The following is an 11645-nucleotide window of genomic DNA, read 5'->3' on the forward strand; positions in this document are numbered from 1 at the left end:
AGGGCTTGTCGGGGCAGGGGGGGCTGTTTATAAGCAGCCTTATGACACGCCTCACCGCGATCATTATTCGAATTATATCCCCGGCGCTCTGACCAACTGAGACGCCGGGCCGAGGTGTTTGAGCCGCTCGCACCGAACCAGATTGTACAACACCCCAAATGCCGAAGGACGCCCCCCATGTGCGCCGAGACCCCCGACTATAAAGCCACGTTGAACCTGCCCAAAACCGATTTCCCGATGCGCGCTGGACTGCCCAAGCGCGAGCCCGCTTGGCTGGAACGCTGGGAGAAAATCGGCGTCTATGACCGCCTGCGCGAGAAAGAGGGCCGTGAGCCTTTCACCCTGCACGATGGCCCTCCCTACGCCAACGGGAACCTGCACATCGGTCACGCGCTGAACAAGACGATCAAGGACATGATCGTGCGGAGCCACCAGATGATGGGCTATGATGCGCGCTATATCCCCGGCTGGGATTGCCACGGACTGCCGATCGAATGGAAGATCGAAGAGCAGTACCGCAAGAAGGGCCGCGACAAGGATCAGGTGCCGATCAACGAATTTCGCGCCGAATGCCGCGAGTTTGCGCGTGGCTGGGTCGATGTACAGCGCGAAGAGTTCAAGCGTCTAGGCATCACCGGCAACTGGGAAAATCCGTACCTGACGATGGATTTCCACGCCGAGCGTGTCATCGCCGAGGAATTCATGAAGTTCCTGATGAACGGGACGCTTTATCAAGGCTCCAAACCCGTGATGTGGTCGCCGGTCGAAAAGACCGCGCTGGCCGAGGCGGAGGTCGAGTATCACGATAAGGAAAGCCACACCGTTTGGGTGAAGTTTAAGGTCGTCGAAACCGGCGATCGGACGCTCGACGGGGCAAATGTGGTGATCTGGACGACCACGCCTTGGACCATGCCCTCGAACAAGGCCGTGGTTTACGGCGAGAGCATCTCTTATGGTCTGTATGAAATCACCGGCCGACCCGAGGAATGCTGGGTCAGCATCGGTGACCGCTATCTGCTGGCTGACGATCTGGCTGCGGATGTATTTGCCCGCGCGCGTCTGGACGAGGGGATGTACCGCCGTCTTTGCGATGTCACGCAGGAAGATTTAGCCAAGATTAAGCTTCAGCACCCGCTCGCCGGGGCCGAGGGCGCGAACGGCGAATGGGACGACCTGCGCGATTTCCGCGCGGCGGATTTCGTCACCTCGGACGAGGGCACGGGCTTCGTGCATTGCGCACCTTCCCATGGCCTCGAGGAATACGAACTCTACCGTGACCTTGGCATGCTGCCGCAGGTCATCACCTATAACGTCATGGAAGACGGTCGTTTCCGCGACGATCTGCCGTTCTTTGGCGGCAAAGCGATCCTCAAGCCGAACGGCAAAGAGGGCAGCGCCAACAGCGCCATCATCGACAAGCTGGTTGAGGTCGGCGGTCTGCTGGCGCGTGGCAAGATCAAGCACAGCTACCCGCATAGCTGGCGCTCCAAGGCGCCGGTGATCTACCGCAATACGCCGCAGTGGTTTGCAGCGATCGACAAGGTGGTCGGCGACGGACTGGACCAGAACGGCAAGACCATCCGCGAGCGCGCGCTCACTTGTATCGACAAGGTCAATTGGGTGCCGAAATCGGGCCGCAATCGCCTGCATTCGATGATGGAGGCACGGCCCGACTGGGTGCTCAGCCGCCAGCGCGCCTGGGGCGTGCCGCTGACCTGTTTCGTGCGCAAGGGTGTCGCTCCGACGGATGAGAACTTCCTGCTGCGCAATCCTGAGGTCAATCAGCGCATCGTTGAGGCCTTTGAGGCCGAAGGCGCGGATGCGTGGTATGCGGAAGGCGCGAAAGAACGCTTCCTCGAGGGCATCGTCGATCCGGCGGAATTCGATCAGGTGACTGACATTCTCGACGTCTGGTTCGACAGCGGCTCGACTCATGCCTTCACCCTGCGCGACCGTGAAGACGGGACCGAGGACGGCATCGCAGACGTTTACATGGAAGGCACCGACCAGCACCGCGGGTGGTTCCATTCCTCGCTGCTGCAATCCGTCGGCACCACGGGCCGCGCGCCTTACCGCAACGTGGTTACGCACGGTTTCACGCTGGACGCCAAGGGCATGAAGATGTCCAAATCCATCGGCAACACCATCGTGCCTGAGAAGATCGTGCAGCAGTATGGCGCGGATATCCTGCGTCTCTGGGTGGCGCAGACCGATTACACCGCCGACCAACGCATCGGGGATGAGATCCTCAAAGGTGTGGCCGACAGCTATCGCCGCCTGCGCAACACCATGCGCTATATGCTCGGCGCATTGAATGATTTCAGCGAGGCGGACCGCGTTGATCCCGCCGATATGCCCGAGTTGGAGCGGTGGGTGCTGCACCGGGTGGCGGAACTCGACAAGGTTGTACGCGACGGCTTTGCGCGCTTTGATTTTCAGGGCGTGTTTCAGGCGGTGTTCACCTTTGCGACGGTCGATCTCTCGGCGTTCTACTTCGATATCCGCAAGGATGCGCTCTATTGCGATGGCGATACCCTGCGCCGCCGCGCCGCGCGCACGGTGCTGGATATCCTGTTCCACCGTCTGACCACATGGCTTGCACCTGTGCTGGTCTTCACGATGGAGGAAGTCTGGCTGGAGCGTTTCCCGGGCGAGGAATCCTCCGTGCATCTGGTGGATATGCCCGAAACGCCAGAGGCTTGGCTAAACCCGGAGCTGGCGGCGAAATGGTCCAAGGTCCGCGCGGCGCGGCGTGTGGTGACCGCGGCGCTCGAAGTGCAGCGGACCGAGAAGGTGATCGGTGCCTCGCTCGAAGCGGCCCCCGTTGTGCATGTCGACGACGCGGCGCAGCGCGAGGCGTTGGAGAGCGTGTCTTTCGAAGACGTAGCCATCACCTCTGACATCACCGTAACCGGCGATGCAGCTCTGGCTGAGGCTTTCCGCATGCCCGAGGTGCAAGGCGTCGCCGTGGTGTTCGAGAAAGCCGAAGGCGCCAAATGCGAGCGTTGCTGGAAGGTGCTGCCGGATGTCGGCACGCATGAGCATCCCGGCGTTTGCGGGCGCTGTGATGAAGCGGTGCGTGAGGCGTTAGCGGAAGCCTAAGGCGGTCCAAGAGCACGGTAAAACGGGCGTCGGGATAACCGGCGCCCGTTTTTCTTTGTCTGGTCGCCAATGCCCCGCCCGTGGGAACCACGGGCATCGCCCTTAGCGCTCTTTCGTAAATGTCGTTTCTGGCCCAGAATGGGACAATGAAACACGCCTCCCTCTCCACGCCCTTCGGCGATCTGACCTTGACCGAAGAAGACGGCGCAATCACCGCGCTTGGCTGGGGGCAGGCGACACGGCAGGACTGCTCGGACCTGCTTGATACCGCGCTGAGCCAGCTTAACGAATATGCGACAGGTAAGCGCCAGAGCTTCGACCTGCCACTGCGCATCAAAGGGAGCGATTTCCAACGCGAGGTCTGCACCGCGATTCTGGCGATTCCGTTCGGCGATACCCGCACCTATGGCGAAATTGCCCGCGACCTCGGCGTGCCTGCGCAAGCGGTGGGCGGGGCCTGTGGCGGCAATCCGATCCCGGTCATTATCCCATGCCACCGGGTAATGGGGGCGAAGGGCCTGACTGGCTTTAGCGGGGCAGGTGGGGTCGAGACCAAGGTCGCGCTGCTGCGCCATGAGGGCGCGGCGGGGCTGTTGATTTAACCTCGTAAAGCAGTCTTAGTCTTCGGCGAGGGGGATCAACTGCTGCGCAGCACCGGCGCAGATCAGGTAGATTGAGGTGATTACCAGACCCCAGTGGGCCCAGCTTTCGGGGTGAAAATTCACCCAAGCCGACCAGCCCGCGAAGAAGGTCCATGCCAGCGCCATGGGCAATGTCACGGGGCGCCAGCGTTCGGTCCGGACGGGGTGCACGAACTTGATCGGCAGAAACATCGCCGCGGCAAGGATCGTGACCACGATTAGGCTGACCCACCACTGGGGCTGCAAAGCAAAGAGCACCAGCACCAGCATGTTCCAGCAACCGGGGAAGCCTTTGAATGAATTGTCCTTCGTTTTCATGCGTGTGTCGGAAAAATACATGACGCTGGCAAAGGTGATGATAATGATCATCGCCCAACCGCTCCAGCCATCCATCAGCCCCGAGGTGAACAGCGCGAAGGCCGGAATAAAGACATAGGTGAGGTAGTCGATGATGAGGTCCATCAAGACGCCGTCAAACTCCGGCGCGTTGGTCTTTACATCGTATCTGCGCGCCAATGGGCCGTCGATGCCATCAACAAAAAAGGCGATCACCAGCCAAAGGAACATCAAGTCCCATTTTTCCTCCACAGCGGCGAGCATGGCGAGCATCGCCAGCACCGCGCCGGTGGCAGTGAAAAGGTGAACGAAGAGGGCGCGCATCTGTATGGTCATATGTCTGCATCGCAAATCCATCAGGGGGATGCAAAGAAAACTCTATCACAGGTGGCAAAAACTAGCGTAACGCGGGCAGGGCGGGCTGGGGTGACCTTGACGGGCCAAGCTGTCTGACAGGAAAAGCGCTCAAGTCCTGCGCTTCGGGTTGACGGCTACCGCGATTCCCCTTAAAGCCAGCGGACCAATTCAGGGTCGGCTCTGCGCGGCCCCTATCGTATGTGTTTCCCGGATCGCTGGGCAGACACAACAGCAAAAGGATGAACCCATGTCGCGCCGTTGCGAATTGACCGGAAAAGGCCCGATGACGGGCAACAATGTAAGCCACGCCAACAACCGCACCCGCCGTCGGTTCTTGCCGAACCTCAACGACGTGTCGTTGCAGTCCGAGGCATTGGGCCGTGCGTTCAAGCTGCGCATCTCTGCCGCAGCCCTGCGCAGCGTTGACCACCGCGGTGGTCTGGACAAGTTCCTGGCGAAAGCCAAGGACGTCGAACTGTCCGACAACGCGCTGAAAATCAAAAAAGCGATCGCCAAATCCAGCGCGACCGCTGATGTGCTGAGCTAAGGCTTAACACAGACCAGAATGAGCCTCGATCCGAAAGGATCGGGGCTTTTTTCGTTTGTGGCTTAGGCATTTTTTAATACCGACCCTGTTTAAGCAAAGAGCCGAATGGCGCAGGCTTTTGAAATTCCTTTCACAGATTGATGTTTTTATTCGGGAAATATCGGTAAACGGAGCTAATTTACCCTCTGACACTCGTGTTCTGGCCATGCGACCTGCCAAAGCGGGGCTAAGACAGTGCATTCAAGATCGGAGAATTCATGACTGACCCCACCCCCGACAATGGCGAGATCGAAACCGATTTCGAAGTCGGCCAAGACAATATTGACGGCACTCTTGGCCCTCTAGGCTTTGACATTCACAATCCGGTTTTCATGGTATCCGGGCTGACTGCCGTGGCCTTTGTGTTGCTGACAATGATCTTTCCCAGCCACGCAGGAGAGCTTTTCCTTGCAGTGCGGGATTTTGCCACCAGCAAGCTGGATTGGCTATTTATGATCATCGTGAATATCTTTGTGATCTTCTGTATCACCCTGATTTTTATGCCGATCTCAAAGGTCAGATTGGGCGGTAAAGAAGCCGTGCCGGAGTATTCCTACCCCGCGTGGTTTGCGATGCTTTTTGCCGCGGGCATGGGCATCGGCCTGTTATTCTTTGGCGTGCTTGAGCCTGTGTACCACATGAATGTTTCCAGCCCTTTAGGGGTGCCATTGCCGATTGCTGAGGACGGCTCCATCATACCTGAGAATGTCGAGGCGGCCCGTGCTATGGGGCTTGCGGCAACCTTTTATCATTGGGGTCTGCACGGTTGGGCCGTCTATGCGATCATGGCGCTGGCTTTGGCGCTGTTTACCTATAACAAAGGGCTGCCATTTTCGATCCGGTCGTGTTTCTATCCCATTCTGGGGGATCGCGTTTGGGGGTGGCCGGGGCATATCATTGATATCTTGGCCGTGTTCGCAACGCTATTTGGTCTGGCAACGTCGCTGGGGCTGGGTGCGCAGCAGGCCAATGCAGGCTTTAACTTTGCGTTCGGGCTAGAGATTTCGACCAACGCGCAGGTGATTATCATTCTTCTAGTCACTGCTGTGGCGCTCGTCTCGGTTTGGCGGGGATTGGATGGTGGAGTGAAAGTCCTGTCAGAGGTGAACATGGTGGTGGCGATCCTGTTCTTCTTCTTCGTGCTCTTTGTGGGCCCGACGCTGGTGGGGCTTGATGGGTTCTGGACCGGGCTGGTCGCCTACACACAAGAGATCGTGCCACTTTCCAACCCATTCGGTCGTGAGGACGATTCGTACCGCGAAGGTTGGACAGCCTTCTATTGGGCGTGGTGGATCTCTTGGGCGCCTTTTGTCGGCATGTTTATCGCGCGGGTATCGCGTGGGCGCACGGTGCGGGAGTTCATCGTCTGCGTTCTGCTGATCCCCTCGCTGATCATCTTTATTTGGATGGGTGTCTTTGGCGGCATCGCAATCGACCAGATCCTCACAAATCCTGAGACGTCATTGGTGAAAGCGAATGTAATCGACAGCTACTCGCCAGAACTTTCGCTGTTTGGGATGCTTAATGAGCTGCCCTTCACCAAGACCGCATCGACGATTGCGATCCTTTTGGCGCTGGTATTCTTTGTTACCTCGTCAGATTCGGGGTCACTGGTGGTAGATACGATCACCGCAGGCGGCAAGATTGACGCTCCGGTGCCACAGCGGGTCTTCTGGTGTGTGGTTGAGGGGTTGATCGCCATCGTGCTGCTGATCGGCGGCGGGCTCTCGGCCTTGCAGGCCGGGGTCACGGCAACGGGGGTTCCCTTTGCTATTCTGATGCTGGTGATGTGTTACACCATCTACAAAGGGCTGCGCAGCGAACCTCGCTAAGCCACTTCGGCGCGCCGGAGCTTAACGGCGCGCCTGCAAAACCTCTGCGACCCATTCGGGGACAGTTTGACTTGCTGCGCCAATGCGGTGTTCCTCAAATTGGTTTCCCACGGCAGAGCGTTCTAGATTGAATTCAATCGTATGCGCCCCGGCGCGGCGGGCCTCGGCGACGAAACCGGCGGCGGGGTAGACATTGCCCGAGGTGCCAATGGCGGCAAGGATATCGGCCTCGGCCAGATGATCGAAAAGCGCGTCCATCTCATAGGGCATCTCACCGAACCAAACGATGTCGGGTCGGGCGGCGGGGGCATTGCATGCGGGGCAGGGATCGCCGGGCGCCATAACCATCGGCGCGGGCCAGCGATGATCGCAGGCGGCACAAAGCGCGCCTTTGAGAGCACCATGCATATGCATAACCTTTCGCGAGCCGCCCTGTTCGTGCAGGTCATCCACGTTCTGAGTGATCACCACCACTTCGCCATCAAGCTCGGCTTCCAGTTTCGCAAGAGCCTGGTGCGCAGGGTTTGGCGAAACTTGTGCCGCCTGCGCACGGCGGGCATTGTAGAAGTCGATCACAAGCTTCGGATTGCTGGCGAAACCTTCGGGGGTGGCAACATCTTCGACCCGGTGCTGCGCCCAAAGCCCGTCTGATGCGCGAAAGGTCTCGAGCCCGCTTTCGGCTGAGATGCCTGCGCCGGTAAGGATCACGATTTTTGTCATGGCTGATTAGTCTCCGATCCGATTGTAATCTTCAAGCAGATGGAATCCATCGGCCAACCACGGCAACTGCGCAATGGCGGGGGCGATCATATGGGTTTGCATCAACTGCCGCAGGGTTTGGGCGATGTCGCGCGGGACGGGGCCAGACCATTCATCCCCGGCAAACAGCGAAATGGTGCGCGACGGCACCGGGGCGGGCAGGGGATGCGCGGCCAGCCGGTCGTGGAAACGGGCGGCGCGCATGTAGCCCAAGGGCGTCGTTATCGCCCAACCGATCCCCCGCGCCACCATGGCCATCAGCGCCAGATGGCTGCCGATCTCAAACCGGGCGGGCAGGTCATGGCTTTGAGCCGCAAGGTGGGCGTCAATCTGGCGCGCGATTAGCTGGTCTTTGGCATAGCGCAGGAATGGCAGATCGCTGTCGCCGCTGAGCAAGGCTGCGGGGGCATGCGGCGTCTGTTCTGGGGTAACGATGATGAAGGGATCGCGGGCCAACGGATATTCCACCACCGCGTCCAGTTTGCCTTCGATCTGGGCAAAAAGTGCCATATGTAGGCTCTTGTCACGCAGCGCGTCGGCCAATTCGTTGCTGCCGGCCGTAATCATGCGAAAGCGGCATCCGGTCAGACTGTCGCCAAGGATCGTTGCAAGGCGTGGGGTGAGATCGTCATCGAAATCATCAATAACTCCGAGGTTCAGCGCCTCTAGATGCGCGAGATCCATCACTGTGACTTCACTTTGTGCTTGGCGCAGTTCGGTCAGGGCGAGCCCGGCGCGGCGCAGGAACATTTGCCCGGCTTGGGTCAACCGCATGGGGCGGCGCGTGTGATCAACCAGTTCTGCGCCTATGGCGGCCTCTAGATTGCGCATCTGCTGGCTGACGGCAGGCTGGCTGAGCCCTGTGGCATGAGCCGCCTGCGCTACAGACCCCGTGCGCGCGAGCGCTTCGAAGACTTCAATACCTCTGAGAGTGATGCCTTTGTGCAGCATGGACTGTCCGATCTCTTTTGAGTTTTGTGAAACCATGAAGTCCTTAGGTCAAGCGTTTGCCCAATGAACTGGCAGCTTAGATGTTAGAAAGCGGAAACAGTGAAGCCTGCGATTTGATCCGACGGCGACCTCTTGAAGCCACCGTCAAAGCCGCGCAGACTGCGCCGAAAACGCACCCTCCGGAGCCCCCCATGAAAATTGCTACCGCCGCCTATCCGCTCGATGTTCTAAGCTCTTGGGCGCAGTACGAGGACAAACTGGCCCATTGGGTCGCCGACGCGGCGGTGCAGGGGGCGGACCTGTTGGTATTTCCCGAATACGCCGCGATGGAATTGGCCACATTGGATGGCGCCGAGGTGGCCGGTGATCTAGAGCGTTCGCTGTTTTCCGTTTCTGACAAGTTGGAAGAGGCAGATCGCCTTCATCTGCAACTCGCCGCCGAACACAATGTGCATATCGTTGCAGGATCGGGCCCCGCCACGACCGACAGTCGTCCGGTGAACCGGGCACGGCTGATCACGCCCTCGGGGCAGGTGGGCGTGCAGGACAAGCAGATCATGACCCGGTTTGAACGGGAAGACTGGGGCGTAATTGGCGGCAACGCGCTGCAGGTTTTTCACACGGCTATCGGCAAGATCGGCATTTTGATCTGCTACGATAGTGAATTTCCATTGCTGGGCCGTGCGCTGGCCGATTGCGATGTGATCTGCGTGCCAAGTGTCACGGAAACGCTGGCGGGATATTGGCGTGTGCGCATCGGCTCCATGGCCCGCGCCCTTGAGAATCAGTGTATCACGGCGATGTCTTCAGTCGTTGGTGCGGCGGATTGGTCTGATGCTTTGGGGCAGTCCTTTGGCGCTGGTGGCATTTTCTGCCCGCCGGACCGCGGTTTCCCACCCACCGGTATTTTGGCAGTGCGAGAGGTCAACGCCCCCGGCTGGACGGTCGCAGAGGCCGACTTGGCGCAGGTTGCGGAGGTCCGCGCAGATGGCATCGTGCTCAATCGGCGCGACTGGCAAGACCAGTTTGGGCGGGATGGAACAGCGATAAACGTCACGCTGCGCTGAATCCCTCTTGAAAAAGCAGTAAAATGCGCCCATTTAAGCCTGCGCCCTCAAATTGGAGGGTTTTGTGCTCAAGGAGAGACCATGGCCAAGGAAGATACGCTCGAATTTCCCGGTGTCGTGAAGGAACTCCTGCCTAACGCGACGTTTCGGGTCGAGCTGGAAAACGGCCATGAGATCATCGCGCATACGGCAGGCAAGATGCGGAAAAACCGCATCCGTGTTCTGGCTGGCGACAAAGTTCAGGTGGAAATGACACCCTATGATTTGACTAAGGGTCGGATCAACTATCGCTTCAAGTAAGCGGCACCGCGTACGCGCGTTGCGCGGCGCAGGCGGGGCCGTGCGCGGCCCCGACCGGGCTGCCGGCCTCAGGCAAAGAGGCCTATAAGATGCAGTTCATTCTCGGATCAGGATCACCGCGCCGGTTGGAGCTTTTGGCCCAGATCGGTGTGGTCCCCGATGCCATCCGCGCCCCCGACATTGATGAGACCCCCCATAAGGCCGAACTGCCGCGCCCCTATTGCGCCCGCATGGCCCGTGAGAAGGTCGCGGCTGTGCCTGCTGAGACGGATGATATCGTGCTCTGCGCCGATACCACCGTGGCGCTTGGGCGGCGTATCTTGGGCAAGCCTGAGAATGAGGCCGAGGCAGAGGCGTTCTTGCGGCTGATGTCCGGCCGCCGTCATAAGGTCGTAACGGCCGTCGCCGTGATACGCGGCGAAAAGCTTTGGCAACGTGATGTGCAAAGCACCGTAAAGATGAAATCCCTCTCCGAGCCGGAAATCCGCCGCTACCTCGCCACCGGCGATTGGCGCGGCAAAGCGGGTGGCTATGGGATCCAAGGCCCCGCTGGCGCGCTTATCCCATGGATCAGCGGCTCATTCACTGCAATCGTCGGCCTGCCTTTGGCCGAGGCTGCGAACCTGCTTCAGGCGGCAGGCTACCCATTTGACGGAGGTGCCGCATGAAGGGCCGAACGATCATTCTCGACCATCTTGGCGATGTTGAAGCCGCTGCACTCATGGTGGACGGCAAGCTCGATGACTTTCTTGTAGACAGCGACGCGCCGCGCGTTGGCACCGTTTACCGCGCCATTGCGGATCGTCCGGTGAAGGGGCAGGGGGGCATGTTCCTCAAGACCCCAGACGGCGCGGCATTCCTGCGACAGATCAAAGGTCTCGCGCCCGGTCAGACGATCCTTGTGCAGGTCTCGGGCCATGCCGAGCCGGGCAAGGCGATCCCGGTGACCAACAAGCTGCTGTTCAAATCGCGCTATGCCATCGTGACGCCCGATGCACCGGGGCTGAACATCTCGCGCTCCATCAAAGACGAGGAAGAGCGCGACCGGCTGCTTGAAATCGCCCATGAAGCCGCAGGCGGGGCCGATCTGGGGCTGATCCTGCGCTCCTCCTGCGCCGGGGCCGATGCCGACGATATTGCCGAGGATATCGCAAATATGCTGGCGCTTGCGGATACCGTCGCCAATGATGACGGGCAGGAGATGGAAGTGCTGAGCGAAGGTGATGGCCCGCATCTGTTGGCATGGCGTGACTGGACCGCACCTGCCGAGGTCGTGACTGAGGCCGGGGGCTTCAGCGACCATGGTGTTTTGGAAGAGCTTGACCGCCTGTCCTCGCCGCAAGTGCCGCTTGGCAACGGAGCGTCGATCTTTGTTGAGCCGACCCGCGCGCTTGTGGCTGTGGACGTTAACACCGGAAGTGATGCATCGCTCGCTGCTGGCGTGAAGGCCAATATGGCCTGCGCCCGCGCTCTGCCCCGCGCTCTGCGTCTGCGCGGTCTTGGCGGGCAGATCACCCTCGATCTCGCTCCCATGCCCAAGAAGGATCGTCGTACCTTTGAAAGCGCGCTACGTGCCGCTTTCCGCGCCGATGATGTGGACACGACGCTGGTCGGTTGGACACCGCTGGGCCATTACGAATTGCAGCGCAAACGCGCCCGCCCGGTGCTGGCGGAGGTTCTTGCAGGGGGTGGCGAATGAGCTGCCCGATCTGCA

Annotated in this window: 12 protein-coding genes (1 of these 12 only partly in view); 9 read left to right on the forward strand and 3 right to left on the reverse strand. The window is 59.7% G+C overall.

Annotated elements, in window-relative coordinates; all coding sequences use genetic code 11:
* Window positions 1–177: 177 nt before the first annotated feature.
* Entirely contained in the window at window positions 178–3102 is a 2925-nt protein-coding gene (ileS, locus tag ACSQ16_RS07900) for an isoleucine--tRNA ligase (protein WP_243261043.1), read from the forward strand.
* Between the two features lie 146 nt (window positions 3103–3248).
* Window positions 3249–3704 (forward strand): methylated-DNA--[protein]-cysteine S-methyltransferase, encoded by a 456-nt coding sequence (locus ACSQ16_RS07905; protein WP_093928587.1) that lies wholly within the window; start codon window positions 3249–3251, stop codon window positions 3702–3704.
* A 15-nt stretch (window positions 3705–3719) separates the two neighbouring features.
* On the opposite strand, the gene ACSQ16_RS07910 is transcribed toward ACSQ16_RS07905, so the two are convergent.
* Window positions 3720–4415, reverse strand: coding sequence for a CDP-alcohol phosphatidyltransferase family protein (locus ACSQ16_RS07910; protein ID WP_093928588.1), 696 nt, complete (start codon window positions 4413–4415; stop codon window positions 3720–3722).
* A gap of 268 nt (window positions 4416–4683) precedes the next feature.
* Between ACSQ16_RS07910 and rpmB the strand changes: the two genes are divergently transcribed.
* Window positions 4684–4983, forward strand: a complete 300-nt coding sequence (rpmB, locus tag ACSQ16_RS07915) for a 50S ribosomal protein L28 (protein WP_067268014.1) — start codon at window positions 4684–4686, stop codon at window positions 4981–4983.
* Between the two features lie 257 nt (window positions 4984–5240).
* The gene (locus ACSQ16_RS07920) at window positions 5241–6854 is read left to right on the forward strand and encodes a BCCT family transporter (RefSeq protein WP_243261042.1); all 1614 of its coding nucleotides are present in this window, start codon (window positions 5241–5243) and stop codon (window positions 6852–6854) included.
* 21 nt (window positions 6855–6875) lie between these two features.
* Here the strand turns inward: ACSQ16_RS07920 and ACSQ16_RS07925 are convergent, their stop codons facing one another.
* Both ACSQ16_RS07925 and ACSQ16_RS07930 read right to left on the reverse strand, forming a co-directional pair.
* Window positions 6876–7574 carry an NAD-dependent deacylase gene (locus tag ACSQ16_RS07925; protein WP_243261041.1) on the reverse strand — a complete coding sequence of 233 codons (699 nt, stop codon included), beginning with the start codon at window positions 7572–7574 and terminating at the stop codon, window positions 6876–6878.
* 6 nt (window positions 7575–7580) lie between these two features.
* Window positions 7581–8564, reverse strand: a complete 984-nt coding sequence (locus tag ACSQ16_RS07930; protein ID WP_243263197.1) for a LysR family transcriptional regulator — start codon at window positions 8562–8564, stop codon at window positions 7581–7583.
* A gap of 191 nt (window positions 8565–8755) precedes the next feature.
* On the opposite strand from ACSQ16_RS07930, the gene ACSQ16_RS07935 reads away from it, so the two are divergent.
* The 5 genes from ACSQ16_RS07935 to ACSQ16_RS07955 all read left to right on the forward strand — a co-directional run.
* The gene (locus ACSQ16_RS07935; RefSeq protein WP_243261040.1) at window positions 8756–9631 is read left to right on the forward strand and encodes a carbon-nitrogen hydrolase family protein; all 876 of its coding nucleotides are present in this window, start codon (window positions 8756–8758) and stop codon (window positions 9629–9631) included.
* An 81-nt stretch (window positions 9632–9712) separates the two neighbouring features.
* Entirely contained in the window at window positions 9713–9931 is a 219-nt protein-coding gene (gene infA / locus ACSQ16_RS07940; RefSeq protein ID WP_005978431.1) for a translation initiation factor IF-1, read from the forward strand.
* Between the two features lie 89 nt (window positions 9932–10020).
* Complete coding sequence (locus ACSQ16_RS07945; RefSeq protein WP_243261039.1) at window positions 10021–10599, forward strand: Maf family protein; 579 nt, start codon at window positions 10021–10023, stop codon at window positions 10597–10599.
* Entirely contained in the window at window positions 10596–11630 is a 1035-nt protein-coding gene (locus ACSQ16_RS07950) for a ribonuclease E/G (RefSeq protein WP_243261038.1), read from the forward strand. Before ACSQ16_RS07945 ends, ACSQ16_RS07950 begins: the two co-directional genes overlap by 4 nt.
* Window positions 11627–11645, forward strand: partial view of a DNA gyrase inhibitor YacG gene (locus ACSQ16_RS07955; protein WP_093928594.1) — the 5' portion only. The gene runs 173 nt beyond the window's last position; 19 of the gene's 192 nt are visible here — the first part of the coding sequence; its start codon is at window positions 11627–11629; its stop codon lies off the right edge, out of view. Before ACSQ16_RS07950 ends, ACSQ16_RS07955 begins: the two co-directional genes overlap by 4 nt.

It is taken from the genome of Sulfitobacter sp. SH24, from assembly GCF_965641895.1.
Lineage (GTDB): Bacteria > Pseudomonadota > Alphaproteobacteria > Rhodobacterales > Rhodobacteraceae > Sulfitobacter > Sulfitobacter dubius.